Below are 26,344 nucleotides of genomic sequence, written 5' to 3'. Positions count from 1 at the left end.
ACGGGCCAACCCAGCACGACGGAGTATCGAGACGATGTGGACGGAGACAGGGACGGGGCGGCGCGCGATGGCGATCGCGGCAGGCGCAGCGTTGTGCGCGGCCGCCGCGGGCGGTGCGCACGCGCAGGCATCGGCGCCGGGGGCGGCGGCCGTGCTGCCGGCCATCGACGTGCGAGGGCCGGCCGATGCTTCGGCCGTCGGGCTCGTCGGGCGGCGCACCGCCACCGGCACCAAGACCGACACGCCGATCGACGAGATTCCGCAAACGATCGACATCGTCACCGCGCAACAGATCGAGATGACCGGCGCGGCCGACCTGAACCAGGCGTTGCGCTACGTGCCCGGCTTCGCGACGTTCGGCGCCGACAGCCGCACCGACTGGTATGCGGCGCTGCGCGGCTTCACGCCGACGCTGTACGTCGACGGCCTGCCGGCGCCGAACACGGCCGTGATCGCGAACTGGCGCGTCGATCCGTACACGATCGATTCGATCGCGGTGCTGCGCGGGCCGACGTCGGTGCTGTACGGCGCGGGCGAGCCCGGCGCGATCGTCGACGCGCGGACGAAGCGCGCCGACGGGGCGCGCGTGCGCGAAGCCGGCGTGCAGCTCGGCAACGATGCGCGCAAGCAGGCCATGCTCGATGTCGGCGACAGCCTCGATCCGGACGGCAAGGTTGCATACCGCTTCGTCGGCGTCGCGCGCGACGGCAACGCGGTGACCGGCCCGAACGGCGACCGGCGCGTCGCGCTCGCGCCGTCGTTCCGGTGGCGGCCGAACGCCGACACGTCGCTGACGTTTTCCGCGACGTACCTGCAGGACAGCGGCGACATCTCGTCGAACTTCCTGCCCGCGTCGGGCACGGTGCTGCCGAACCCGAACGGCCGCCTGTCGCAGGACATCTACATGGGCGACCCGTCGTTCAACGACTACCGCAAGAAGCAATGGTCGCTCGGCTACGCGCTGGAACACCGCGTGAACGCGATCTGGACGCTGCATCAGGACGTGCGCTGGTCGCACCTGTCGCTCGACGATGCGACGGTGTTCGGCAACGGCTTCGCGCCCCGCAGCACGACGAACATGATGCGTTTCGCGGGGCTGTTCCAGCTCAACTACAGCCGGCTCGACATCGACAATCGCGCGCAGGCGCGCGTCGGCACAGGGCCGCTCGAACATACGCTGCTGTTCGGCCTGCAGTTCGACCGGCAGACGACGACCAACAGCGTGCTGCTTGCGCTCGCCCCGTCGCTCGACCTGTATCACCCGGTCTATCGGCCCGTGACGGCCGCGATCTTCTCGGGCCCGACGTCGCTCGGCCATGTCGATCAGTACACCGCGATGAACGGGTTCGGCGTGTATGCGCAGGACCAGATCCGCTGGCGGCGCTGGACGCTGACGCTCGGCGGCCGCGAGGACGTCGTGAATGCGCGGTTCGACGACCGGGCCGCCGGCACGCATGCGCAGCAGGACGTCAGTGCGTTCTCCGGGCGGGTCGGGCTCACCTATCGCGGCGACGCCGGGTTGTCGCCGTACGTCAGCTACTCGACGTCGTTCGATCCGGTCATCGGCGTGCGGATGTACGGCGGCGGCCTGCCGAAGCCGACCCGCGGCACGCAGACGGAGGCCGGGCTGCGCTGGCAGCCGGCCGGCCGGAACCTGATGCTGAATGCGGCCGTGTATCGGATCGACCAGACCAACGTCGTGACGCCGACGCCGGTGAATCTCGACCCGACCGCGACGACGTCGGTGCAGACCGGCAAGGTGCGCTCACGCGGTATCGAGCTGAGCGCGGTCGGCCAGGTGACGCGCGAGCTGTCGATCGTCGCGTCGTATCTCTATCAGGACGTCAAGAACGTGCAGGCGAACGACGCGTCGCTGAACCACTGGCCGGTGTCCGTCCCGCTGCCGCGGCAGATGGCGTCGATGTGGGCCGACTGGACCTGGCGCACGGGCGCGCTGGCGGGCTTCGGCATTGGCGGCGGCGTGCGCTACCAGAGCGCATCGGCCGGCGCGCCGGACAATTCGCTGACGGTGCCGAGCGCGACGCTTTACGACCTCGCGATCCATTACGAGCTGCCGCGCTGGCGTTTCGCGGTGAACGTCGCGAACCTGTTCGACCGGCGCTATGTCAGCGGCTGTCAGTCGTACGCCGTGTGCGTGTTCGGCAACGAGCGGACCGTGCTGGCGAGCGCGAAATACAACTGGTGAGCGCGAGCGCGTCGCCTCCGGCCTACGCGCGGCGTTGCGGCTCCCGGCGAGCGGTGCGCGCGCCGGCATGGCCCTGGCGTCGCCATTCGGTCGGCGTGATGCCGAAACGTTCGCGGAAGGCGGTGGCGAAATTGGCCGGCGTGGAAAAGCCGATTTCCTTCGCGATACTGGCGATGCTGAGCGACGTGGAGTCCAGCAGATCCTGCGCGATCCGCAGCCGCTCGTAGCGCAGATATTCGAACACCGTCTGGCCGAGATTGTCGCGAAACGCGCGCGACAAGCGCTTTTCGTGCGTGCCGACCGCACGCGCCAGTTCCTCCACCGTCGGCGGATCGTTCAGCGTGCGCGACAGATGGCGGATGGCCGCGCGCACGATGATGTCGTCGTCGTTGCCGCCCGCGAACGGGCTTTCCGCCGGCTCCGTCCCGGCGGCCCGTTCGCGTTTCGCGCGCGAGAGCTGCACGCGAATCCGCGCGACCACCTCCGCTGGCTCGAACGGCTTCACCACATAGTCGACGCCGCCGATCTCCAGCCCCTCGAGCCGTTCGTGCAACGCGCCGGCCACGGTCAGGAAGATGATCGGGATCGCGCCCGTCAGCGGATCGGCGGCCAGCAGGCGGCACGCGGTGAAGCCGTCCATGCGCGGCATGCGCACGTCCATCAGGATCAGGTCGGGCATCAGCGCCTGCGCGCGCTGGCACGCTTGCGCGCCGTCGAATGCGACGCTGATCCGGCATCCCGTGCTGCGCAGCATGTCGGTCAGCAAACGGAGCTGGTCGGGTTGATCGTCGACGATCAGGATATGCGCGTCGCGCAATGCGGAGATCGATGAAGGCATCGTGCACCTGTTGTGAAAAGGCGGTTGGCTGCGTTTTCCGCGGGTGGCCTGCCCCGGTGAGCGGGAAACGTCGGACGCCGCTGCGTGGCGATGCATCCCGGCGCATCGCACGCTCGCATCGATTCCGGACGACGCGGAACCGTGCGGCCGGCAATCGTTCGACGCATCGTGCGGCGCTCGTCGTCTTGATCGCCGAATCGGCAAGACGCGACGGATCGCCGTGCTCGCGTGGACGACGATCGCGACTGCCGGAATCGATGCGAGCGGAATTGTAGGAGCATATTTGGAATCCGGCCAGACATGATGGCTCGATTCTCACCATTCCATCTTCGTGATTATCGAAAATGGCGGTTTGCGACAGGAACGTGAAACGTCGACGTGCGCCATTGCTGGTGGTTTACGCGTATATCGAGTGAGAAACCGCGTGCCCGGCCGGCTTTCGGATCGTATTTTATGGAAGGGGATTATTTGAATCCGCTTTGGCAAAGTATTTATCCGCTCTGCAAAAGATTCCGAATAACGGTGCTGGCGCGAAATCGTTTGCGGAATGAGCGTATTTTACGTAAACCGTTGAATATTTGGAATTTTACAATCTATAAAGAATGTCGGCTTTAATAATTTAATTTCGTGTCTCATAATTCGTCCGAACTTTGAGTCACGGGTGGAGCAGGGCAGCGGAAGTGCCGCAAGCGGTGACGGACGTTGCCTGAACCCGGGGTCGGCGCATCAATTGATGACGGTGCCGGCACATGCTCGCTGCACGAAGTGAAACCCGGGTGGCCGGGGATGAAATAAAAGAAGCGGTGTGGGTCGCGATCGACGCGACGAATAATCGGGGAAGTACATGACGACGGGTTGAATCGCCGGATTCAGCCGGGGAAAGACTCGTCCATGACAATCAATACGTATTCCTAATGTAACTGCAGAATCAACGGAGCGGGACGTCAGGCCGACGGCATGCCCCGGGGCGTTCGTACGCCCGGTCGATACGGGTGCTCGATGCGCGCCGTGTCGACACGGCTTGCCCGGCGTCGGAATCCGCTGCCGAACCGAAGTCGCAATCGAAGTCGAAGCTGTCGATAAAAGTAAGTAGTCCGTATTCAAACCAGACGCTACACAACGGAGCAGAAGACCATGAAGAGGAAGCAGATTTCGGCGCTCGCCGCCGCGATGTTCACGGGTGCGGGTGTGCTGATCGCCGGCGCCGCGCACGCGGACAATTTCGTCGACCGCGGCAACCCGGACAACGCGCTGAACGGCCAGTGCATCGACGGCACCAACCCGCTGTGCGTGGCAACGAAGAACGGCAGCTACGTCGCGGTCAGTACCACGAACGTGACGCAGGGCACCAATGCGAAAGCAGGCGCCAGCGGTATCGCGATCGGCGACCAGTCGAATGCGAGCAGCAAGGGCGGCAGCAGCAGCGGCGGCGCGATCGCGATCGGGGTCGGCTCGCAGGCGCTGGCGAACTCGTCCACCGCGATCGGCACGGTGGCGGTCGCGCAGGGCAACACGGCGCTGGCGATCGGCCGCCAGTCGGCGGCGGTCGGCGATTTCTCGATGGCGCTCGGCAACGTCGCGGATGCGCACGGCACGAGCTCGATCGCACTCGGCCATTCGGCGCTCGCCAGCGGCGACCGCTCGGTCGCGATCGGCGGCGCGAACCCGACGTCGAGCGACGGCGTATCGGCCGGCGCATCGTACGACGCGGCCACGCAGACGCGTGCGGCCGGCACGCAGTCCGTGGCGATCGGCGCAGGCGCGCAGACGAACGACAACAACCAGGTCGCGATCGGCTCGGGCAGTGTCGGCGCGAACAACGGCGGCACGCCCGTGTTCGGCGGCACGGCCGCGCCGGTCGGCGGCGCGGTCTCGTTCGGCGCGCTCGGCAGTGAGCGCCAGCTCAAGAACGTCGCGGCGGGCGCCGCCGATACGGACGCCGTCAACGTCCAGCAGTTGAAGAACGTGAACGGCACGCTGAGCACGGCCATCGGCAACGTCGACGCACGCGTGACGTCGGTCGGCAATGCGCTGTCGACCTCGATCTCGAACGTCGACCAGCGCGTGACCAGCGTCGGCAACAGCCTCAGCACGAGCATCGTCACCGCGACGCAGAACGTCGTGAAATACACCGACGACTCGCATGCGGCGATCGCGCTCGACGGCGCCACCGGCACGACGATCGGCGGCGTGGCCGCCGGCGTCGCCGATACCGACGCCGTCAACGTCGGCCAGTTGAAGGGCAGCCTCGCGCCGCTGCAGACGTCCGTTTCGACGGCGGCGTCGAACATCGCGAACCTGCAGAACAGCGTGACCGGCATCAACGGGTCGCTGAGCACCGCGGCGTCGAGCATCGTCAACCTGCAGGCGGCCGATACGCGCAACGTCAAGTACGACGGCGCGAGCGGCTTCGACTCGGTGACGTTCGCCGGCCCGAACGGCACGACGCTGCACAACGTCGCGGACGGCAAGGACGTCCACGACGCCGTCAACGTCGGCCAGTTGACGGGCGGCCTCGCATCGCTCAGCACGAGCGTGACGAACAACCTCAGCACGACGCTCGGCAACCTGAGCACGTCGATTACCAGCCAGATCGGCACCGCGACGAAGAACGCGGTGCAGTACGACGACGATGGGCACGGCGGCGTCACGCTCGGCGGCCAGGGCGCCGCGGCGCCGGTCGGCCTGCACAACGTCGCGGACGGCGTGGCGGCAGGCGATGCGGTGAACGTGGGCCAGCTCGGCAAGGCGACCGACACGCTCAACCAGTCGATCGCGACCGTCGGCAACCAGGTGACGACGAACACCGGCAACATCGCGGCGCTTCAGCAGGACGCGCTGCAATGGAACCCGGCCCTCGGCGCCTACGATGCGAGCCACGGCGGCCACGGCCCGCAGCTCATCAGCAACGTCGCGGCAGGCAAGAGCGGAACGGACGCGGTCAACGTCGATCAGCTGAACGCGGCGATTCACGACGGGACGAGCCAGCTCGATGCGCTCGCGGTCAAATACGACGATCCGAGCAAGCGGCAGGTGTCGCTCGGCGCGGGCAACGGCGGCAGCCCGGTGCGCGTGACCAACGTCGCGGAAGGCAACGTGGCGGCCGGCAGCACCGATGCGGTGAACGGCGCGCAACTGCGCCGCGCGACCGACGGGGCGGCGGCCGCGCTCGGCGGCGGCGCGACCGCGAACCCGGACGGCTCGATCGGCGCACCGAACTACAAGATCGGCGGCAGCGCGTTCGACAACGTCGGCGACGCATTGACGAACCTCGACGGCCGCGTCGGCAGCAACACGACGACGCTCGCGAATCACGAAACGCGCATCGGCAATGCCGAAACGAACATCGCGGGCAACACGGCCGCGATTGCGGGGCTACAGCAGGACGCGCTGCAATTCGACCCGACGCTCGGCGCGTTCAACGCCGCGCGCGGCGGTGCGCCGACGAAGCTGACGAACGTGGCCGACGGCACCCTCGCCGCGGGCAGCACGGATGCGGTGAACGGCGGCCAGTTGTCGGGCGTGAAGACCGCGCTCGAACAGCAGATCACGCAGGTGTCGAACCAGGCCGGCGAAGCCGTGAAGAACGTCGTCAAGTACGACGTCGATGCGAACGGCAACCGGCTGAATTCGGTGTCGCTGGTCGGCGGCGACGCAACGTCGGCGGTCGTGCTGAAGAACGTCGCGGCGGGCACCAGCGATACCGACGCGGTGAACGTGAAGCAGTTGAAGGACGTGCAGTCGAGCCTGAACCAGCTCGGCGCGCTCGCGGTGCAGTACGACGATGGGTCCAAGAGCACGATCACGCTCGGCGGTGCGGGCGGCACGCGCATCACCAACGTGCAGGCCGGCACGCTCGCCGCGACCAGCACCGACGCGGTGAACGGTTCGCAGCTCTACGCGACCAATCAGCAGGTGGCGAAGAACACCACCGACATTTCGAACCTGCAAGGCAGCGTGACCAACATCGCGAACGGCAAGGCCGGCCTCGTGCAGCAGCAGGATCCGAACGGCGCGATCACGGTCGGCAAGGATTCGGGCGGCGCGAGCGTGAACTTCTCCGGCACGGCGGGCGACCGCGTGCTGACCGGTGTCGCGGCGGGCGTGAACGACAACGACGCGGTCAACATGGGGCAGTTCAACAACGCGCTGAAGAACGTGGCGGCCAACGACAAGATCCGCGCGGCCGCGACCGATGCGAACACCGCATGGATCGCGCGTGCCGACGCGGGTGCGATCGGGTCGACGGCGACCGCGACCGGCAAGAACGCGGTGGCGGTCGGCCAGGGCTCCGTCGCCGATCGCGACAACTCGTTCTCGGTCGGCGCGAAGGGCAGCGAGCGCCAGATCACGAACGTCGCGGCCGGCACGGCGCCGACCGACGCGGTGAACGTGCAGCAACTGAACGACAACCTCGCGACGGCGTCGACGCAGGCGAAGGCGTATACCGACCAGCGCATCGGACAGGTGTACAACTCGTTCAACGACCTGAAGAAGGACATGTACGGCGGCGTCGCGTCGGCGATGGCGGTGGCCGGCTTGCCGCAGCCGACCGGCGCGGGGCGCTCGATGGTGTCGGCGGCGACGTCGAACTATCACGGCCAGCAGGGCTTCGCAGCCGGCTACTCGTACGTGACGGAGAACAACCGCTGGGTCGTCAAGGCATCGGTGACGGGCAACGCGCGGTCGGACTTCGGCGCGGTGGTCGGCGCCGGTTATCAGTTCTGATGCAGGTCGCGTCGTCGTGAGCGACGCGGGGTGCCGGGCGATGCAGGCGAAGCCCGGTACCCACGATCGATTGGCGGCCCGGGGTTCGTTCGCGAATCCCGGGCCGTCGTCGTTTCGCGTCGCCGGCCGCTCGGGCATCCCGCATCGACGGTACCCGTCGCGAATGCGAGTGGCGCCTTCCGCGGTGATCGTCGCCGTCCCGCAACGCTCGGCCCCGCAAGGGTTTCGCGCTCGCTCGGCGAAACGTCCAATGCGAGTTGTGGGATGCAAGCCCGCGCTCGTATTCTGACCTCCTCGGGCGGCACGGCATGGGGCCTGCGCCCATCACCGCATCGGAGCGCGCGACCATGAACGAAACGACACCCACGATGAAGCTCAACCACTTGAGCTTTCCTTCCGCCGACACACTGGCGACTGCCCGATTCTTCGAGCGATACCTCGGCTTCACGATCGCGGGAAGCTGGGACAAATCGTGGATCCTCAAACGCCCGGGCTTCGACGTCGTGATCGATCACGTCGGTGACGGCGTGCCCGCGTGGCCGACCCGTTTCCACGTCGGCTTCGAACTGCCGAGCCTCGATGCCGTGCAAGCGCTGTTCGCGCGCTTCAAGGAAGAGGGCGTCGCAATGGAGACCGGCGTCTTCAACAACGGGCGCGGCTCGCGCTTCTTTTGCCGCGCGCCGGGCGGCGTGATGTTCGAACTGAACACGCGCGCGGATGCCGCGCCGGAATATCGGGGCACTTTCGACGATTGACGCGACGCGGTTCGTGCCGCGCTCAATCGCAACGGCCGGCGCGGGCGAGGGTCTCGATGGCCGCGCGGGTACGCGACGGCCGGGTGATCTCCGTCCATTGCAGATGCGCGTATTTCGGGTCGTCGCGCAAGCCGGCGAACTTGACGCGGTTTTTCGCGAATGTCGTGTACGACCACAGCAGCACCGAGTCTCGCGAGCAGAACGCCATCCGCAGCGATTCCCGGTTGCCGTGAAACAGCTCGGTGCGCATGAGCCCGCGGCCGATCGTGCGCCGGAGCACGCGGGAAAACACCGTCCATCGCCCGAAGTTGAGCCAGACGACGTGCGTGGCGCGCGACCACAGCACGTCGCGCACCGCGCTGTAGTTGCCGTCGGCGACCCATCGGTCGCCGGCCGTCGCCGCCCGCACCTCCCGCTCGAACTGCTCGGGCGGCACGGCGGTCCAGCCGGGGCCCCAGTAGAGCCGGTCGAGTTCGATGCAGGGGCAGGCCGCGGCGGCGGCCAGCGCGCTGGCGAAGGTGGATTTCCCGGCTCCGCTCGTTCCGACGACGATGACACGCATGTGTGTGACCACGGGCAAAAAGGTGAGGGCGCGTATTGTGCCCGAAGCGCGCGGGCGGACCGGTATCTGCGGCGGCAAAAGGCGGCCCGCCGACGAACCCGCGCATCGATCAATCGAGCGGCGGCACCGCGCCCTCCCGCAACATCTTGACGAGCCGCGTGCGCCGCTTTTCGAGATCGGCGATCTGGCGGTCGATCGCTTCGAGGCGTTCGCGCTGGACGTCGCCGATCTGATCGCACGAACGCGCGCCGTCGATCAGCAGCATGCAGTCCGGAAAGCCGCGGATGTCGTCGAGGGTGAAACCGGTCGCGATCATGCGCTGAATCTGTTTGACCTGCGTCACCGCTTTTTCGGGGAACAGGCGATAGCCGTTGGCCGCGCGCACCGACGCGAGCAGGCCGTGCTCGTCGTAGTGCCGGATCGAGCGCACGCTCGCGCCGGTGCGCCGCGCGAGTTTGCCGATGGTCATCGGGGGCGGAGTGGGCGATTTTTTCATGAGAGGCAGGCTAACACGATTCGCTTGACTCTCACATCAGTGTGAGGGTTGAGACTGGGCGTCCGTTCATGCCTGGAGGAACAATCGTGAATACCCGAGTGCTGATCCGCTGGTTGCTTGTCGCGATCGGGTGGCTGACGCCGTTCGCCTTGGCGCACGACGCGGCGGCCGCGCCGCTGAGCTATACCGTCACGTCGACGGACGGCGTGAAGCTGGCCGTTCAGGAAAGCGGCGACCCCGGCGGTGTGCCGGTCATCCTGATTCACGGCCTGCTCGGCAGCCGCCTGAACTGGGACGCGCAGGTCGACAGCCCCGAACTGCGCCGCTTCCGAATCATCACGTACGATCTGCGCGGCCACGGGCTGTCGGACAAGCCGACCGGCGCGCAGCCGTATCGCGACGGCACCCGCTGGGGCGACGATCTCGCCGCGGTCATCGAAGGCGCGCATGCGCGCAAGCCGGTCGTGGTCGGCTGGTCGCTCGGCGGCGCGGTGATCTCGAACTACCTCGCCAAATACGGCGATCGCGCGATCGCGGGCGCGGTGTACGTCGACGGCGTGGTCGAGCTCGCACCGGGTCAGATCGTCGATCATCCCGACGTGTACCGGGACATGAATGCGGCGGATCTGAAAACGCATCTCGACGGCGAACGCACGTTCGTCGGTCTGTGCTTCAACCGTCGGCCGAACGCCGCCACGTTCGAGCGCTTGCTCGCCAACGCCGCGATGGCGTCGTGGGACATGCAAAAGGCGATCCCGACGATGTCGGTGTTCGCCGCCGCGGGGCTCGGCAACGCGCGCGTGCCGCTGCTCTTCGTCTACGGCGGCCGCGACGCGCTGGTCGATACGCACGCGACGCTGGCCCGCGCGGCCGAGCTGAACCCGCGCGTGGTCAGCAAGGTGTACGCGGAATCGGGGCACGCGCCGTTCATCGAGGAAGCCGAGCGGTTCAATCGCGACCTGGCCGCGTTCATCCGGTCGGCGTCCTCGCCGTGAAGTCGTGTGTCGCGCGGGCCGGCGACGTCAGGCCGGCGCGACCGGCATGCCTGCCGTGTCGCCCGCCGCGCGATCGTGAAAGCGCTGGAACGCATCGAGCAGCCGCGCGCGCTGCGCGGCCAGCGACGGATCGCGCCTGTCGCGCGGCCGTGCGATGTCGACGTGGATTTCGTCGTCAATGCGGCCCGGGTTCGGCGCGAGCATCAGCACGCGATCGCCGAGATACAGCGCTTCGTCGAGATCGTGCGTGACGACGATCGCGGCCATCCGGTGCCGCTGGACGACATCGAGCAGCAGCGTCTGCAAGCGCATCCGGGTGATCGCGTCGACCGCGCTGAACGGTTCGTCGAGCAGCAGCAGATCCGGCTCGCCGAACAGCCCGCGCGCGATCGCGGCGCGCTGCGCCATCCCGCCCGACAACGTCGCCGGCAGTTGCCGCGCGACGCCGGCCAGGCCGACTTCGTCGAGCAATCGCGCGACGCTCGGGGCGCGTCCGCCCCGTGCACCGGACGCGAAGCCGACGTTGTCCGCGATCGACAGCCACGGCAGCAGCCGCGGCTCCTGAAAGATCACGCCGACGCGCGCGGACGGCCCGGCCAGCGCGCTGCCGTCGAGCGTCACGCTGCCGCGGAAATCCCGGTCCAGCCCCGCGACGATCCGCAACAGCGTGCTCTTGCCGCACCCGCTCGGGCCGACCACGCAGACGATCTCGCCCCGCGCGACCTGCAACGCGACGTCGGCCAGGATCGTGCGATCGCCGTACAGCTTGCGGGCGATCCGCAGGTCGAGCAGCGGCGTGGCGACGCCGGCGGTCGGGCGCACGGAAGGGTAGGCGCTCATTGCCCGCCCTCGCGCGACGCACCGCCGAACGCATCGCGCCAGCCGAGCCAGCGCGACTCGATGCGGCGCATCGCGCCGTCGGTGAGCTTGCCGAACAACGCGAGCAGCAGGATCGCGCCGAACACGAGATCGGGGCGACCGGTTTCGCGGCCGTCGCTCAGCAGGAAGCCGAGGCCGCGCGTGGCCGCGATCAGCTCCGCGGCGACCATGAACATCCACGCGAGACTGAGGCCGGTCCGCAGGCCGGTGACGATCTGCGGCAGCGCGGCCGGCAGCAGGATCCGACGGAACAGCGCGAGCGGGCCGAGCCGGTACACCGCGCCGAGCTCGACGAGCTTGCGGTCCACGTCGCGAATGCCGGCGACCACCGCGAGGTGAACCGGAAAGAACGCGCCGATTGCGATCAGCGTGATCTTCGGCGCTTCGTCGATGCCGAGCCACAGCAGCAGCACCGGCACCCATGCGAGCGACGGAATCGCGCGCAGCGCCTGGAACGTCGGTTCGAACAGCGCATCGATCCGGTGGCTCAGGCCCATCGCCGCGCCGACGACGAGCGCGAGCCCGGCGCCGGCCGCAAAGCCGGCCGCGACGCGCAGCGTGCTCGCACCGACGTGACGGGCGAGCCGCGTGGCGCCCATCCGCGCGAGCGTATCGAGAATTTCGCTCGGCGCCGGCACGAGATGATCCGGCAGCCAGCCGCGCCGCACCACGAACTCCAGCAGCACGAGCGCGACAAACGGCAGCGCGAGGCCCGCGATACGCCATGCGCGCAGCGGGTCGCGCCGGGCAGCACGGGGCGGCGAAGCGGCGTGCTGCGACGCGAGCGCATCGCCGCGCGCGGCGGTGTTCGTCATCGGCGGCATGCTCAATGCGACGCGGTGGCGATCGGGCGCGCGAACGACGGATCGATCAGCGCATCGACGATCTTCGCGGGATCGACGCCCGGCTTGGTCAACTGTTCGGCCGTCAGCACCGGCGCCGCGGCCTTCAGCGCCGCGCGCTGCGTGTCGCCCGGCACCGGGTCGCCGAAGTCGTTGCGCTGGAGCTGCAGCTTCGCGACCGGCAGCGATACCTTCGATTGATCGGCGACGATCTGCGCGGTCTCGGCCGGATGCGCGACGATCCACTGGCGCGCGCGGTCGTAGACCTTCAGCACGCGCGTCACCGCCTGCGGATACTGGCTGGCGAACGCATCGCGAACATTCAGGAACCCGTACGTGTTGAACGCGACATTGCGGTACAGCAGGCGCGCGCCGTCGTCGAGCTGGGCGGCGGCCATGTGCGGATCGAGCCCGGCCCATGCGTCGACCTGTCCGTTCGCGAGCGCGGTGCGGCCGTCGGGATGCTGCAGGTTGACGATCTCGACGTCGTCGCGCGTCAGGCCGACCGTGTGCAGCGCGCGCAGCGTGAACAGGAACGGGTCGGTGCCGCGCGTCGCGGCGATCTTCTTGCCCTTCAGATCGGCGAGCGAGCGGATCGGCGAATCCTTGCGCACCACGAGCGCCGTCCATTCGGGGCGCGAGAACACGTAGACGGTGTGGATCGGGTTGCCGTTCGCCCGCGCGAGCACCGACGCCAGCCCCGCGGCCGAGCCGAAATCGACCGCGCCGCTGTTCAGGTATTCGAGCGCGCGATTGCTGCCGAGGCTCAGCACCCAGCGAATCGCCGTGCCGTCGGCCTTGAATTCGTCGTCGAGCCAGCCGAAGTGGCGGACCACGAGACTCTCGGGCGAGTAATACGCATAGTCGACGCGGATTTCGGCGGGCGTCGCCGCGTGCGCGTGCATCGACGCGAGGCCGGCAAGCGCGGCAACGACGAGGGCCGCGGATTGCCACACGCGGGACCAGAACGGCTTCATCGGGGATTCTCCGGAAGAGCGGCAAGGCGCCGCGAACAGGCTGGGAAGAGGGCTAGGGTCTGTTTACATATGGAACGCGCATGCGTTGCCACGAGAACGGCCGCTCGCGAGGCGCGCGACGCCGCGAATACTGACGTATTCGCAAGGAGCGCAACACGGCGAGCGGCCGTTCTCGTGGCAACCCCAAATTAAAAATCATGTCACGGGAATGCCCGAAATCGCCCGTATGGCGGCGTCGTTCGTCGCTTGTTTGGCGCGGCCAAACGGCGCTCCTCACTCCTTGCCCTACGAGCGATTTCGGGCATTCGCATGTGCGTTCCATATGTAAACAGACCCTAATGTAACGAAGCGCAGGCGATCCGTTAACGAAGAAATCCGCGATTGAACATGCACGTTGCTGATAAGCGCGCTCCGCGCAACTTTATGACGCACGCCGATTAATTTATCGCTTTATATCGCTTGGGATTGCCGAAGCGGAGGAACAGAATTTCCGCTGCCGGAACCCGGCGATCGCACGGCCGCATTCGCTCGACGCCGCGCGGGTCGCGCAGGCACCTTTCCCGGTTCCGCCTTCACGACGACCTTGCCGTGCACTCGGCATCAAACTAAGGAATCCGATGAGTTCGATCGATCTGAGCCCGGTCACGCCGGTTTCTTCCCCCATCCGCTCGGCCAGCGACGTCGCGCGCCTCATCAACACCGTGGACAGTTCGGTCAGCCATGCGCGGATGATCGTGCTGCTGGCGCTCGGCGGCGTGTTTCTCGACGCGTACGACCTGACGACGCTGTCGTACGGCATCGACGACGTGGCGCGCGAATTCGGGCTGACGCCCGCGCTGACCGGGCTGGTCGGGTCGGCGATCATGATCGGCACGATCTTCGGCAGCCTGATCGGCGGCTGGCTGACCGACCGGATCGGCCGCTATCAGGTATTCATGGCCGACATGCTGTTCTTCGTGGTCGCGGCGATCGCGGCCGGGCTCGCGCCGAACGTCTGGGTGCTGATCGCCGCGCGTTTCGTGATGGGGCTCGGCGTCGGCATCGACCTGCCCGTCGCGATGGCCTTCCTCGCGGAATTCTCGAAGTTCAACGGCCGCGGCAACAAGGCGTCCCGGCTCGCCGCATGGTGCCCGATGTGGTACGTCGCGTCGTCGGTGTGCTTCCTGCTGATTTTCGGCCTGTATTTCCTGCTGCCGGCCGAGCATGCGGGATGGCTGTGGCGTGCGTCGCTGATCTTCGGCGCGGTGCCGGCGCTCGTCATCATCCTGTTCCGGAACCGCTTCATGAACGAATCGCCGCTGTGGGCCGCGAATCAGGGCGATCTGGCCAATGCCGCGCGCATCCTGCGCGAGTCGTACGGCATTCATGCGCACGAAGCGGACGACGCGCGACGCGAACCGAGCGCGCCGCCCGTGCGGCTTCGCGTGCTGTTTCAGCGCCCGTATCTGGGGCGCACGATCGTCGCCAGCGTGATGAACCTGTGCATCCCGTTCGAATACACGGCGATTGCGTTCTTCCTGCCGTCGATCCTGTCGCAATTTCTGGGGGCGGGCGTGTTCGAGACGATCGCCGCATCGCTGGCGTTGAACGTGCTGTTCGCGTTCACCGGCGGCTTGCTCGGCATGCGTCTCGCGTATCGCTATCCGTCGCGTCATGTCGCGATCGCGGGGTTCGCGTTGCAAACGGTCGCGCTCGTCGCGCTGGCGCTCGCAGGGCATCCGCACGGCGCGCTGGCGGTGGGCGTCGTGCTGCTGATGCTCGGCACGTGGCTGTTCGCGGAAGGATTCGGGCCGGGCGCGCAGATGATGATCTATCCGACGCTGTCGTATCCGGCCGCGATCCGCGGCACCGGCGTCGGCTTCGGGCGGTCGCTGTGCGGCATCGGCCAGGCGCTCGCGCTGTTCGTGCTGCCGATTCTCCAGGCCCGGCTCGGCACCGACATGTTCTGGGTCGTCGCGGTCAGTGCGGTCACGCCGATCGCGTTTCTGCTGATCGTGCGGTACGAACCGACGGCGCACGACATCGACGACGAAAGCGTCGCGTAGGCACCGGCGGGGACGCTCGCGTTCCCCCCAAACACGAACGGCTTCGTCGGACTGCACGAAGCCGTTTGCGCTGAGGCCGGTCGCCGCGTGAATGCGGACTGACCGGCCTCGACATATTGCCGTTACGCGTCGACCGTTTCCCGCTCGGCCTCGCGCTTGACCTGTTCGATGTCGCGATACCGCGCGGCCGGATGCTCGTCCGGCAGTCGCGCCGAGCCGCCGAAGAGTTTTTCGCGCAGCGTGCCCGGCGCATACGCGGTCGGGTACACGCCGCGGCGCTGAAGCTCGGGCACGAGATGGCGCACGACGTCCTCGAAGGTTTCATGCGCGACCGCATACGCGAGATTGAAGCCGTCCACGTCGGTCGCGGCCACCCATTCCTGCAGGATGTCCGCGACGGTCGCCGCCGACCCGACGAATACCGGGCCCATCCCGCCGATGCCGCCCCAGGCGGCCAACGCCTCGATCGTCCACGCGGTGTCGCCGCCCGACAGGTGCTCGACCGCCGACACGATCGCATTCGTTTCGACGCGCCTGACGGGATCGGTCGGCGCGTACTGGCCGAAGTCGATGCCGGTCCAGCCCGACATGAACACCAGCGAGCCGTCGTACGACACGTAGCGCCGATACTCGTCGAACTTGGCCTGCGCCTGCGCGTCGGTCTCGTCGACGATCACCGTGACGAGGTTGTAGATCAGCACCTTCGCCGGGTCGCGTCCGGCGGCGGCGGCCTGCGCGCGCACGTCGGCCACGTAGCGCGCGAGCTGGTCGCGGGTGGGCGCGGCGACGAACACGCATTCGGCGTGCTGCGCGGCGAACGCCTTGCCGGGGCCCGACGCGCCGGCCTGGAACAGCACCGGCGTGCGTTGCGGCGACGGCTCGCACAGGTGATAGCCGGGCACGTCGAAGAAGCGGCCCTTGTGGCCGATCTCGTGCACTTTCTCGGGATGCGTGAACACGCGGCCGGCGCGATCGCGCACCACCGCGTCATCCTCCCAGCTGCCTTCGAACAGCTTGTACAGCACCTCGACGTACTCGGCCGCGACCGCATAGCGATCGTCGTGCGTGCGCAGCCCGCGATCGCCGACGTTCTTCGCGCCGCTCTCCAGGTACGACGTGACGATGTTCCATGCGAGCCGGCCCTTCGTGTGATGGTCGGCGGTCGACAGCCGGCGCGCGAACGTGTACGGGTGCTCGAACGTCGTCGACGCGGTGATGCCGATGCCGAGATGCTCGGTCGCCATCGCGATCGGCGCGGCCAGTTGCAGCGGATCGTTGACGGGGATCTGCGCGGCCTGGTGCAGCGCGTGATAGTTGCTGCCCTTGTACACGTCGTAGTAGCCGATCACGTCCGCGATGAAGATCGCGTCGAAGATCCCGCGCTCCAGTACGCGGGCGAGGTCGGTCCAGTAGTCGAGATCCTTGTACTGCCACGAGCGGTCGCGCGGATGCGCCCACAGGCCGGGCGACTGGTGGCCCACGCAGTTCATCTCGAACGCGTTGAAGCGGATCGTCTTGCTCATTGCGCCGCTCCCGTTTCCGCTTTCGCTCGCGCGCCGGCGTCCGCATGGGCGCCCGCACCGCTGCCCACGCGCCAGACGAACGGCGGCGTGCGGCCGTTGATGATCCAGTCGCCGACGATGCGCGCCTTGTAGACGAGCGGATTGTGCGACGACACCGTGCGCGCGTTGCGCCAGTGGCGATCGAGCGCGGTCGTGCTGCGGGTCGCGGATGCGCCGAGCGCGTCGAACAGGCGCGTCGCCGCGCGCAGCACGAGTTCGGACACGACGAGCTGGCTCTGCGCGGATTCGATTTCGGCCGCGACGTTCGCGGCCTGCTCGGCCGCTTCGTCGCCGCCGAAGCGCGCTTCGTACGCGTGCTGAAGCGGTTGCGCGGCACGCAGCGCGAGTGCGTCGGCCGCGTACGCCCATGACGCGATCTCGCCGATCACCTGTTGCAGCTGGGCATCGTCGCCCGCGCGCTGCGCATTGCCGTGGCTGTACACGCGCGTGCGGTTGCGCACGAGCTCGCCCGCGTCGCGCACGATCGCGTGGCCGATGCCGGCGAGCGTCGCGACGTGGAACAGCTGGTAGAACGCGGTCTGGTACTTGAAGCGGCGCGCGAAATCGATCACGTTCTCCGCGTCGACCGCCGCATCCTCGAAATGCGTCGTGCCGCTGCCGGTGGTGGTCTGGCCGAAGCCGTCCCAGTCGTCCTCGCGGATCACGCCCGGCTGCGCGGTCGACACGGCGACGATCACGTCGCTGCCGTCGTGCGCGCGTTGCGCGAACACGTCGATCCAGTCGGCGAACAGGCTGCCCGTGCTGTAGAACTTGCGGCCGTTCAGCACGAGCCGGCCATGCCGCTCCGATACCTTCGTGACGGTCTGGCCGAGCGGGACGTCGCCGGCTTCCGACCACGCGTTGCCGACGAGCTGGCCGCTCGCGAAGCGGTCGAGCCACGTCGTGCGTTGCGGGCCGTCCGGCGCGTTCAGCCAGTCCTCGACGAACGCGAAGTGTCCGCGCAATGCCTGCGGCAAATTGGAATCGGCGGCGGCCAGCTCGGTCAGCAGCCGGAACAACTGCGGCAGCGACGCGCCGGCGCCGCCGGCGCTCGCCGGCAGCCGGATCGCACCGAAGCCCGCCGATTTCAGCCAGCCGATCGCCTCGTGCGGCAGTTCGCGGCGGCGTTCGCGCTCGGCGGTGCCGGCGGCGATGCGCGCGAAGATCGGCCGGAACCGGCTCGCGAGCGCATCGTAGTCGGTACCGGTGGAAAGGTCGGAGGCTGCGTGCGACGAAGTCATGCGGTATTCCTCGAAAAACAGGCCGTGTGCGCCGGGAGCCCAGTATAGGAAGCGCGACGCCGGCGCTCCAATAACGGATTCTCGGATCGTTATCGTCGCTGCGTATTACCGGGGCTGCGACTGCGACCGGGTGAAGGCGCGTCGACGTTCTCGCGTCCGTTGCGACGCCGAAACATCGGCTCGCCTGCGTCGGGCTCGACGTCGTTTGTTCTCCCAAGGAATATCGTTTCGAGAATCGCTCGGTTTTCCGGCCCGCGTGGCGCTGCTAGATTGAATGCTTTCGCCATTCGACAGGAGAGACCGATGTCAGACACGAGCGCGACGATTCAGGAGCGGCCGGCCGACGCGCCACCGCAGGCGGCGAACGTGATCGCCGACGATGCGCAAGCGCTTGCGGTCGCGCACGCGCTGGCGCAACGCCTCGCGCAAGGGGCCGCCGAGCGCGATCGCGAGCGCCGCCTGCCGCGCGAGGAAATCGAATGGTTTTCGCAGTCGGGGCTGTGGGCGATCACGGTGCCGAAGGCATACGGCGGCGCGGGCGTATCGCATGTGACGCTCACCGAGGTGATCAAGATCGTCGCCGCGGCCGATGCGTCGCTCGGGCAGCTTCCGCAGAACCATTTCGGGCTGGTCGACGTGATCGCGCTCGTCGGCAGCGACGCGCAGAAGCGTCATTTCTTCGCCGAAGTGCTGAGCGGCAAGCGGTTCGGCAACGGGTTCTCGGAGAAGGGCACGAAGCACGTGCTCGACCTGAAGACGCGCGTGCGCCGCGACGGCGACGACTACGTGGTCGACGGTACGAAGTTCTATTCGACCGGCGCGCTGTTCGCGCATTACGTGCCGGTGCTCGGGCTCGACGACGCGCAGCAGGCATGGCTCGCGTATATACCGCAACCGACGCCGGGGCTGACCGTGATCGATGACTGGTCGGGATTCGGGCAGCGCACGACCGCGAGCGGCACGGTCGTGCTCGATGCGGTGCGCATCCCGGCATCGCACGTGCTGCCCGCGCAGCGCGTGTCGGACGTGCCGACGCTCAACGGTCCGCTGTCGCAGATCATCCAGGCGGCGATCGACGCGGGCATCGCGAAGGCGGCCATCGACGATACGCTCGCGTTCGTGCGGACCCGCACGCGGCCGTGGGTCGACAGCGGCGTCGAACGGGCGGTGGATGATCCGTTGACGATTCGCGAAATCGGCGGCCTGCATATCCAGCTGCATGCGGCCGACGCGTTGCTCGAGCGTGCGGCGCGCACGCTCGACGAGATCGCGGCAAAGGGCGACGTGACCGAAGACGACGTCGCGCGGGCGTCCGTCGCGGTCGGCGAAGCGAAGGTGTTGACGACCGAGGTCGCGCTGCTCGCGGGTGAGAAGCTGTTCGAGCTGGCCGGTACGCAGTCGACGCTCGCCGAGCACAACCTCGACCGGCATTGGCGCAATGCGCGCACGCATACGCTGCACGATCCGGTGCGCTGGAAATATCACCTCGTCGGCAACTACTACCTGAACGGCGCGCGCCCGGCGCGCCATGCGTGGAATTGAGCGTCGGCGGTCGGACGCCGGCAGCGCGCTGCCGGCGAGCGTGAAACCCGGCGCGCCGATCAGGCCGATCGCCGTCGCCGTCGCCGGCGCGCCGTCGACGCCGCCTGACGCGCGACGACGCAGCTCGCGCGTCCCGTGCGCGACCTATGCCTGAACCCCCACCCGATACCGGGTGGTTTGCCGATAGACGTCGCCCGGACGCACGATCGCTTCGTCGCGCAGGCCGTCCATGTTGACCTGATCCGGAAAGCCGCCCGCCTCGACGCACAGTGCCGCGTGTCGGGCGCACCGCGTGCCGCCGCTCACGCGCACGTCGTCGAGATAGTTGCCCGTATAGAGCTGCAGCCCGCGCTGATCGGTCGACACGGTCAACTCGCGACCGCTCTCCGGATCGTAGACGCGTGCGACCGGCCGGACCTCGCGCGCGCCGTTGCCCACGACGAAGCAGTGATCGAAGCCGCGTGCGCGCGCCAGTTGCGCATGCGGCCAGTCGAGGCGCGCGCCGAGCGGCGCGCTTTGCCGAAAATCGAACGCCGTGCCCGTCACGTCGGCCGTCCCGATCGGGATCAGCGCGTCGTCCACTTCGAGGAACGCGTCGGCGTCGATGTGCAGCAGATGGCCGCGCACGTCGCTGCCCGCGCGCCCGTTCAGGTTGAAGTAGCTGTGATTCGTCAGGTTCAGCGGCGTCGGCGCATCGGTCCAGCCCGTATAGTCGATCGTCAGCGTGCCGTCGTCGTCGAGCGTGTAACGAACCTGCACGCTCACGTTGCCCGGGAATCCCGCGTCGCCTTCCGGCGAATCGAGCCGCAACGTCAGCCCGCCGTTATCGTCGAGCACGTCCCACCGCGCACGATGAAACCCGTTCGCGCCGCCGTGCAGCAGGTTGCCGTTCTCGTTGCGGTCGAGCAGGTAGTCGACGCCGTCGAGCGTGAAGCGCGCGCCGGCGATCCGGTTCGCCCATCGGCCGATCGTCGCGCCGAGATAGACGCCGGATTCGAGGTACTCGGCCGGCGTGTCGTGCGCGAGCACGATATCGGCAAAGCGCCCCGTGCGGTCGGGCGCGAGCCACGACACGACGGTCGCGCCGAGGTCGCTGACGACGACGCGCATTCCGTGCGCGTTGCGCAGCGTATAGCGCCGCACGGGCTCGCCGTCGGGCAACGCGCCCCACGGCTCGGCATGCACGCGGGCCACGCCGGGCGTCAGGTATGAGGAATCGGTATCGATATGCATGAGTGGATGTCGGATGGGCGGCGGGCGTCAGTTCGTCGCGGCCGCGCGTTCCTGATATTCGCGCGGCGTGCAGCCGAGTTCGCGCCTGAACACCGCGTACATGTACTGAAGCGACGTGAACCCGCAACGGATCGCGACTTCGGCGCTCGACGCCTGCCGGCCGGCGAGCAGCGCCTGCGCGGCTTCGAGCTTGTGGCGCAGGATCTCCTGATGCACGGTGCGCTGCAGTTCGCGCCGGAAGTGCTCCTCGAGCAGCGAGCGCGATACGCCGACATAGTCGGCGACCTGTTCGGTCTTGATCCCCTGGCACGCGTACTGGCGGATGAAATGCCGGGCACGCATCACGTGCGGGCTCGCGAGCGGCTGGTGGCGCGTCGATTCGAGCACGTTGATGCCGACCGGCGGCACGAGAATGCGCTGCCCCGGAAAGCGCGCGCCGCGCAGCATCCGGTGCAGCAGGTGCGCGGCGGTGCGGCCCATTTCCTCGGTGCCCTGGATCACCGACGACAACGGAATGCGCGTCAGCGTGCGCGTGAGCGGATCGTTGTCGATACCGATGATCGCGACCTGTTCCGGCACGGCGATGCCGGCGATCAGGCACGCCTGCAGCAGGTGCCGCGCGCGGGCATCGGTCACCGCGATCACGCCGACCGGCTTCGGCAGCGCGTGCAGCCAGTCGATCAGTTGTTCGATCGCGTGATTCCAGCCCGACGCACTCGTCGACAGCCCGCGGTAGATCGGCGCGTCGAGCCCGTCCGCGCGCGCGAGCCGGTCGAACGCCAGTTCGCGCTGCTGCGCCCAGCGGTTCTCCTGCGCGACCGGCAGGCTGTACATCGCGAAATGCGCGAGTCCCGCCCCGATCAGGTGCGTATAGGCGAGCGACACGAGTTTCGGGTTGTCCGTCGCAATATATGGGACGCCGTCCGGGTATTGCGCCGGGTCCTCGTACGACGATCCGATCGCGACGATCGGCAGCGGCGAACCGGCGAGCGCGTCGGCGACGGCGGGGTCGTCGAAGTCCGCGATGATGCCGTCGCCGTCGAAACGCTCGATCCCGGTGAGCCGGCAGCGGAAATCGTCTTCGAGGAACAGGTCCCACACGACGCGCGTCGTGTGCAGATATTGGCCGATGCCGCTGATGATCTCGCGGTCGTAGACCTTGTTCGCGTTGAACAGCAGCGCGATGCGGTGCGGTGTCTGGGCGGATGGGGCGCGTGTCATCTCGGTGTCGGGTGAGCGCGTCGGGCGCCGTTGTCTCCGGGGCGCGCTCATGGAGGCGGCGCGCGGTGTACGGCGATTGTAGGACGGAACCTGCGCCGCGCGAACGCGGCTGGCAAGAAACATCAAGCGTGCTGCGCAATTTCGCAATTGCCGGCCGGCAGGCGCGCGGGCACGATCCAGCCAACGAATTCGGCCGCGTGCGTCATCCCGACGTGCGTTGCGCTGCAACAAGAACCTGCACGGAGACGCCATGTCGTATTTCGAACACATTCCCGCGATTCGCTACGAAGGTCCGCAGTCGGACAACCCGCTCGCCTATCACCATTACGACCCCGAGCGGCGCGTGCTGGGCAAGACGCTCGCCGAGCATCTGCGGATCGCGGTCTGCTACTGGCACACGTTCGTGTGGCCGGGCCACGACATCTTCGGGCAGGGCGCGTTTCAGCGGCCGTGGCAGCAGCCCGGCGACGCGCTCGAACGCGCTCGGATGAAGGCCGACGCCGCATTCGAGTTCTTCACGAAACTCGGCACGCCGTTCTATACGTTCCATGACACCGACGTCGCGCCGGAAGGCGACAGCCTGCGCGAATACGCGGCGAATTTCGCGCGGATGGTCGACTATCTCGCCGAGCGTCAGCAGGCAACCGGCGTGCGGCTGTTGTGGGGCACCGCGAACCTGTTTTCGCACCCGCGCTTCGCGGCCGGCGCCGCGACGAACCCGAACCCCGACGTGTTCGCGTGGGCCGCGACCCAGGTGCGCCATGCGCTCGACGCGACCCATCGGCTCGGCGGCGAGAACTACGTGCTGTGGGGCGGCCGGGAAGGCTACGAGACGCTGCTCAACACCGACCTGAAGCGCGAGCGCGACCAGTTCGCCCGCTTCCTGTCGATGGTCGTCGAGCACAAGCACCGGATCGGCTTCAAGGGTGCGCTGCTGATCGAGCCGAAGCCGCAGGAGCCGACCAAGCATCAGTACGACTACGACGTGGCGACGGTGCACGGCTTCCTCGTGCAGTACGGACTGCAGAACGAGATCCGCGTGAACATCGAGGCCAATCACGCGACGCTCGCGGGCCATTCGTTCCATCACGAGATCGCGAACGCATTCGCGCTCGGCGTGTTCGGCAGCGTCGACGCGAACCGCGGCGATCCGCAGAACGGCTGGGACACCGACCAGTTCCCGAACAGCGTCGAGGAACTGACGCTCGCGTTCTACGAGATCCTGCGCCACGGCGGCTTCACGACCGGCGGGATGAACTTCGACGCGAAGGTGCGGCGCCAGAGCATCGATCCGGAAGACCTGTTCTACGGTCACGTCGGCGCGATCGACGTGCTCGCGCTCGCGCTCGAACGCGCGGCGGTGCTGGTCGAGAACGACCGGCTCGACGCACTGCGCCGGCAGCGCTACGCGCAGTGGGACAGCGAGTTCGGCCGCAAGATCCTGTCGGGCGGCTATACGCTGGAGTCGCTGGCGGCCGACGCGCTCGCGCGGGGCGTGGACCCGCGGCATGCGAGCGGCGCGCAGGAGCGGCTCGAGAACATCGTGAACCAGGCGATCTACGGGCTGCGCTGACGCCATGTACATCGGACTCGATCTCGGCACGTCGGGCGTGAAGGCGGTGCTGCTCGACCGCGACGGCGCGGTGCGCGCAAGCGCGAGCCGCCCGCTCGCGGCGAGCCGGCCGCAGCCGCGCTGGTCCGAGCAGGCGCCGCGCGACTGGTGGGACGCCGCATGCGGCGCGCTCGCCGCACTCGTGTCGGACGCGCGCACGGCCGGCATCGACCCGCGCGACATCGATGCGCTCGGCCTGACCGGACAGATGCACGGCGCGACGCTGCTCGACGCCCACGGCGACGTGCTGCGCCCCGCGATCTTGTGGAACGACGGCCGCGCGGATGCCGAGTGCGAGGAGCTCGAACGGCTCGCGCCCGCGCTGCGCACGGTGGCCGGCAACATCGCGATGCCGGGCTTCACGGCGCCCAAGCTGCTGTGGGTGCGCCGTCACGAGCCCGACGTGTTCGCGCGCATCGCCTACGTGCTGCTGCCGAAGGATTATCTGCGCTACCGGCTGACCGGCGCGTTCGCGACCGATGCGTCGGACGCCGCCGGCACGCTGTGGCTCGACGTCGCGAAGCGCGACTACGACGACACGTTGCTCGCCGCCTGCGGGCTGTCGCGCGCGCAGATGCCGGCCGTCTTCGAGGGCAATCGCATCACCGGCACGCTGCTGCCGGCCGTCGCGCGGGCGCTCGGCCTGCGCGAGATCCCGGTGGTGGCCGGCGGCGGCGACAACGCGGCCGGCGCGGTGGGTGTCGGCATCGTGCGGCCCGGCGACGCGCTGCTGTCGCTCGGCACGTCGGGCGTGTATTTCGCGGTGTCGGACGGGTTCCGCGCGAATCCCGAATCCGCGGTGCACAGCTTCTGCCATGCGCTGCCGGATACGTGGCACCTGATGTCCGTGATGCTGAACGCGGCCGGCTGCGTCGACTTCACCGCGCAACTGACCGGTTACGACGGCGTCGCGGCGCTGCTCGACGATGCGGAAACGAACGCACGCGCGAGCCGCCCGTGGTTCCTGCCGTACCTGAGCGGCGAGCGCACGCCGCACAACGACGTGAACGCGAAGGGCGTGTTCTACGGGCTCACGCCCGACACGCGGCGCGCGGATCTCGCGAACGCGACGCTCGAAGGCGTCGGCTTCGCGCTGCTCGACGGTATCGACGCGCTGCATGCGGCCGGGCTCGCGCCCGACAACATCACCGTGATCGGCGGCGGCTCGCGCAGCGCGTACTGGACGCAGATGCTCGCGGACCTGAGCGGCCGTGCGCTGACGCTGCGCGCGGGCGGCGAGGTGGGGCCGGCGCTCGGCGCCGCGCGTCTCGCACATCTCGCGCTCGAACCCGATGCGGCGCTCGCCGACGTGTGTCCACAACCGCCGGTCGTCGCGGTGCGCGAGCCCGACTCCGCGCGGCACGCGTGGTATCGCGACGTGCGGCGGCCGACGTTTCGCGCGCTGTATCGGGCGCTCGAACCGGTGTTTGCGACGGGCGCGTGACGCACGTCGCCGTGACTGGATGCGGGCGGTGCCATCCGGCGGCCGCCCGCGGTTCGTGAGGTGGTTCCATAACAAGGAGTGGAGACATGAAATCCGTGACGCGTCGTACCGTATTGAGTTCGCTTGCCGGCGCCGCCGCGCTGGCGATCCTCGCGCTGGGCACGCCGCTCGCGCACGCGAGCAAGGACAAGCCCGAGATCGGCTTCTGCATCGACGACCTGCGCGTCGAGCGCTGGTCGCGCGATCGCGACTATTTCGTCGCGGCCGCGACGAAGCTCGGCGCGAAGGTGTCGGTGCAGTCGGCCGATGCGAGCGAGGAGCGGCAGATTTCGCAGATCGAGAACCTGATCTCGCGCGGCGTCGACGTGATCGTGATCGTGCCGTTCAACTCGAAGACGCTCGGCAACGTCGTCGCCGAAGCGCGCAAGGCCGGCATCAAGGTCGTATCGTACGATCGCCTGATCCTCGACGCGGACGTCGACGCCTATATCTCGTTCGACAACGAGAAGGTCGGCGAGCTGCAGGCGCAGGGCGTGTTCGACGCGAAGCCGAAGGGCAATTATTTCCTGCTGGGCGGCGCGCCGACCGACAACAACGCGAAGATGTTGCGCGAAGGACAACTGAAGGTGCTCAAGCCCGCGATCGACCGCGGCGACATCAAGGTCGTCGGCCAGCAGTGGGTGCCCGAATGGAGCGCGTCGACTGCGCTGCGGATCGTCGAGGACGCACTGACCGCGAACAACAACAAGATCGACGCGATCGTCGCATCGAACGACGGCACGGCCGGCGGCGCGATCCAGGCGCTCGCCGCGCAGCATCTGGCCGGCAAGGTGCCGGTGTCCGGGCAGGATGCGGATCTGGCCGCGGTCAAGCGCGTGATCGCCGGCACGCAGACGATGACCGTCTACAAGCCGTTGAAGCTGATCGCGAGCGAAGCCGCGAAGCTCGCGGTCGATCTCGCGAAGGGCACGAAGCCCGCGTTCAACGCGCAATACGACAACGGCAAGAAGAAGGTCGATACGGTGCTGCTGCAGCCGACGCTGTTGACCAAGCGCAACGTCGACGTCGTCGTGAAGGACGGCTTCTATACCCAGGCCCAGCTGGCGAGCCAGTAAGCGTACGACGGGCGCGACGCGCGGTCGCCGCGACGGCGGCCGCGCTTACTG

At 68.2% G+C, this 26,344-nt stretch carries 19 protein-coding genes; 9 read left to right on the top strand and 10 right to left on the bottom strand.

What is annotated here, in order from left to right:
* The first annotated feature begins 34 nt into the window (after positions 1-34).
* Positions 35-2,206 carry a TonB-dependent siderophore receptor gene (locus tag WS96_RS15920; RefSeq protein ID WP_059833684.1) on the top strand — a complete coding sequence of 724 codons (2,172 nt, stop codon included), beginning with the start codon at positions 35-37 and terminating at the stop codon, positions 2,204-2,206.
* Positions 2,207-2,228: 22 nt separating this feature from the next.
* Here the strand turns inward: WS96_RS15920 and WS96_RS15915 are convergent, their stop codons facing one another.
* Complete coding sequence (locus WS96_RS15915) at positions 2,229-3,044, bottom strand: response regulator transcription factor (protein ID WP_059833683.1); 816 nt, start codon at positions 3,042-3,044, stop codon at positions 2,229-2,231.
* Positions 3,045-4,178: 1,134 nt separating this feature from the next.
* On the opposite strand from WS96_RS15915, the gene WS96_RS15910 reads away from it, so the two are divergent.
* Positions 4,179-7,772, top strand: a complete 3,594-nt coding sequence (locus tag WS96_RS15910; protein WP_059833681.1) for a YadA-like family protein — start codon at positions 4,179-4,181, stop codon at positions 7,770-7,772.
* Positions 7,773-8,119: 347 nt separating this feature from the next.
* Positions 8,120-8,527, top strand: coding sequence for a VOC family protein (locus WS96_RS15905; protein ID WP_179949946.1), 408 nt, complete (start codon positions 8,120-8,122; stop codon positions 8,525-8,527).
* 22 nt (positions 8,528-8,549) lie between these two features.
* Here the strand turns inward: WS96_RS15905 and WS96_RS15900 are convergent, their stop codons facing one another.
* Both WS96_RS15900 and WS96_RS15895 read right to left on the bottom strand, forming a co-directional pair.
* A complete protein-coding gene (locus WS96_RS15900; protein WP_059833679.1) occupies positions 8,550-9,089 on the bottom strand; it encodes a toxin in 540 nt (179 codons plus the stop codon).
* A 109-nt stretch (positions 9,090-9,198) separates the two neighbouring features.
* Entirely contained in the window at positions 9,199-9,585 is a 387-nt protein-coding gene (locus WS96_RS15895; RefSeq protein ID WP_059833677.1) for a MerR family transcriptional regulator, read from the bottom strand.
* An 86-nt stretch (positions 9,586-9,671) separates the two neighbouring features.
* Between WS96_RS15895 and WS96_RS15890 the strand changes: the two genes are divergently transcribed.
* Positions 9,672-10,580, top strand: coding sequence for an alpha/beta fold hydrolase (locus tag WS96_RS15890; protein ID WP_082720270.1), 909 nt, complete (start codon positions 9,672-9,674; stop codon positions 10,578-10,580).
* Positions 10,581-10,607: 27 nt separating this feature from the next.
* On the opposite strand, the gene WS96_RS15885 is transcribed toward WS96_RS15890, so the two are convergent.
* From WS96_RS15885 to WS96_RS15875, 3 genes are read right to left on the bottom strand one after another with little or no spacing between them, the layout of a single operon-like run.
* Positions 10,608-11,420, bottom strand: coding sequence for an ABC transporter ATP-binding protein (locus tag WS96_RS15885; protein WP_059833673.1), 813 nt, complete (start codon positions 11,418-11,420; stop codon positions 10,608-10,610).
* Positions 11,417-12,274: an ABC transporter permease gene (locus WS96_RS15880; protein ID WP_373557896.1), complete on the bottom strand. Its 858-nt coding sequence runs from the start codon at positions 12,272-12,274 to the stop codon at positions 11,417-11,419. The genes WS96_RS15885 and WS96_RS15880 overlap by 4 nt, the downstream gene beginning before the upstream one ends.
* An 11-nt stretch (positions 12,275-12,285) precedes the next feature.
* On the bottom strand, positions 12,286-13,278 hold the full coding sequence (locus WS96_RS15875) for an aliphatic sulfonate ABC transporter substrate-binding protein (RefSeq protein WP_059833669.1): 993 nt from the start codon (positions 13,276-13,278) through the stop codon (positions 12,286-12,288).
* Positions 13,279-13,895: 617 nt separating this feature from the next.
* Between WS96_RS15875 and WS96_RS15870 the strand changes: the two genes are divergently transcribed.
* Positions 13,896-15,323 carry an MFS transporter gene (locus WS96_RS15870; RefSeq protein WP_059833668.1) on the top strand — a complete coding sequence of 476 codons (1,428 nt, stop codon included), beginning with the start codon at positions 13,896-13,898 and terminating at the stop codon, positions 15,321-15,323.
* A gap of 122 nt (positions 15,324-15,445) precedes the next feature.
* Here the strand turns inward: WS96_RS15870 and WS96_RS15865 are convergent, their stop codons facing one another.
* Positions 15,446-16,846, bottom strand: coding sequence for an LLM class flavin-dependent oxidoreductase (locus tag WS96_RS15865; protein WP_059833666.1), 1,401 nt, complete (start codon positions 16,844-16,846; stop codon positions 15,446-15,448).
* Positions 16,843-18,126: an acyl-CoA dehydrogenase family protein gene (locus WS96_RS15860; RefSeq protein WP_059833664.1), complete on the bottom strand. Its 1,284-nt coding sequence runs from the start codon at positions 18,124-18,126 to the stop codon at positions 16,843-16,845. The genes WS96_RS15865 and WS96_RS15860 overlap by 4 nt, the downstream gene beginning before the upstream one ends.
* Positions 18,127-18,429: 303 nt before the next feature.
* Here WS96_RS15860 and WS96_RS15855 point away from each other — a divergent pair, with 303 nt between their 5' ends.
* Positions 18,430-19,668 (top strand): SfnB family sulfur acquisition oxidoreductase, encoded by a 1,239-nt coding sequence (locus WS96_RS15855; RefSeq protein ID WP_059833662.1) that lies wholly within the window; start codon positions 18,430-18,432, stop codon positions 19,666-19,668.
* 144 nt (positions 19,669-19,812) lie between these two features.
* On the opposite strand, the gene WS96_RS15850 is transcribed toward WS96_RS15855, so the two are convergent.
* Positions 19,813-20,901 (bottom strand): aldose epimerase family protein, encoded by a 1,089-nt coding sequence (locus WS96_RS15850; protein ID WP_059781755.1) that lies wholly within the window; start codon positions 20,899-20,901, stop codon positions 19,813-19,815.
* Between the two features lie 27 nt (positions 20,902-20,928).
* Complete coding sequence (locus WS96_RS15845) at positions 20,929-22,122, bottom strand: XylR family transcriptional regulator (protein ID WP_059827393.1); 1,194 nt, start codon at positions 22,120-22,122, stop codon at positions 20,929-20,931.
* Between the two features lie 250 nt (positions 22,123-22,372).
* On the opposite strand from WS96_RS15845, the gene xylA reads away from it, so the two are divergent.
* The 3 genes from xylA to xylF all read left to right on the top strand — a co-directional run bounded on the left by xylA (position 22,373) and on the right by xylF (position 26,293).
* Positions 22,373-23,695 (top strand): xylose isomerase, encoded by a 1,323-nt coding sequence (xylA, locus tag WS96_RS15840; protein ID WP_059506318.1) that lies wholly within the window; start codon positions 22,373-22,375, stop codon positions 23,693-23,695.
* A 4-nt stretch (positions 23,696-23,699) separates the two neighbouring features.
* On the top strand, positions 23,700-25,178 hold the full coding sequence (gene xylB, locus WS96_RS15835; protein WP_059833660.1) for a xylulokinase: 1,479 nt from the start codon (positions 23,700-23,702) through the stop codon (positions 25,176-25,178).
* Positions 25,179-25,264: 86 nt separating this feature from the next.
* Positions 25,265-26,293 (top strand): D-xylose ABC transporter substrate-binding protein, encoded by a 1,029-nt coding sequence (gene xylF / locus WS96_RS15830; protein ID WP_027786572.1) that lies wholly within the window; start codon positions 25,265-25,267, stop codon positions 26,291-26,293.
* Positions 26,294-26,344 lie beyond the last annotated feature (51 nt).

The sequence above is a fragment of the Burkholderia sp. MSMB1835 genome, assembly GCF_001526365.1.
GTDB lineage: Bacteria > Pseudomonadota > Gammaproteobacteria > Burkholderiales > Burkholderiaceae > Burkholderia.
This window is presented reverse-complemented; position numbering and strand designations above follow the sequence as displayed.

Bases quoted from the DNA above. Each gene is read 5' to 3' on its own strand.
- WS96_RS15920 (WP_059833684.1), top strand. From the start codon at position 35: ATGTGGACGGAGACAGGGACGGGGCGGCGCGCGATGGCGATCGCGGCA.
- WS96_RS15855 (WP_059833662.1), top strand. From the start codon at position 18,430: ATGTCAGACACGAGCGCGACGATTCAGGAGCGGCCGGCCGACGCGCCA.
- xylB (WP_059833660.1), top strand. From the start codon at position 23,700: ATGTACATCGGACTCGATCTCGGCACGTCGGGCGTGAAGGCGGTGCTG.
- WS96_RS15885 (WP_059833673.1), bottom strand. From the start codon at position 11,420: ATGAGCGCCTACCCTTCCGTGCGCCCGACCGCCGGCGTCGCCACGCCG.
- WS96_RS15915 (WP_059833683.1), bottom strand. From the start codon at position 3,044: ATGCCTTCATCGATCTCCGCATTGCGCGACGCGCATATCCTGATCGTC.
- xylF (WP_027786572.1), top strand. From the start codon at position 25,265: ATGAAATCCGTGACGCGTCGTACCGTATTGAGTTCGCTTGCCGGCGCC.
- WS96_RS15875 (WP_059833669.1), bottom strand. From the start codon at position 13,278: ATGAAGCCGTTCTGGTCCCGCGTGTGGCAATCCGCGGCCCTCGTCGTT.
- WS96_RS15865 (WP_059833666.1), bottom strand. From the start codon at position 16,846: ATGAGCAAGACGATCCGCTTCAACGCGTTCGAGATGAACTGCGTGGGC.
- WS96_RS15895 (WP_059833677.1), bottom strand. From the start codon at position 9,585: ATGAAAAAATCGCCCACTCCGCCCCCGATGACCATCGGCAAACTCGCG.
- WS96_RS15900 (WP_059833679.1), bottom strand. From the start codon at position 9,089: ATGCGTGTCATCGTCGTCGGAACGAGCGGAGCCGGGAAATCCACCTTC.
- WS96_RS15880 (WP_373557896.1), bottom strand. From the start codon at position 12,274: ATGACGAACACCGCCGCGCGCGGCGATGCGCTCGCGTCGCAGCACGCC.
- WS96_RS15860 (WP_059833664.1), bottom strand. From the start codon at position 18,126: ATGACTTCGTCGCACGCAGCCTCCGACCTTTCCACCGGTACCGACTAC.
- WS96_RS15910 (WP_059833681.1), top strand. From the start codon at position 4,179: ATGAAGAGGAAGCAGATTTCGGCGCTCGCCGCCGCGATGTTCACGGGT.
- xylA (WP_059506318.1), top strand. From the start codon at position 22,373: ATGTCGTATTTCGAACACATTCCCGCGATTCGCTACGAAGGTCCGCAG.
- WS96_RS15850 (WP_059781755.1), bottom strand. From the start codon at position 20,901: ATGCATATCGATACCGATTCCTCATACCTGACGCCCGGCGTGGCCCGC.
- WS96_RS15870 (WP_059833668.1), top strand. From the start codon at position 13,896: ATGAGTTCGATCGATCTGAGCCCGGTCACGCCGGTTTCTTCCCCCATC.
- WS96_RS15845 (WP_059827393.1), bottom strand. From the start codon at position 22,122: ATGACACGCGCCCCATCCGCCCAGACACCGCACCGCATCGCGCTGCTG.
- WS96_RS15905 (WP_179949946.1), top strand. From the start codon at position 8,120: ATGAACGAAACGACACCCACGATGAAGCTCAACCACTTGAGCTTTCCT.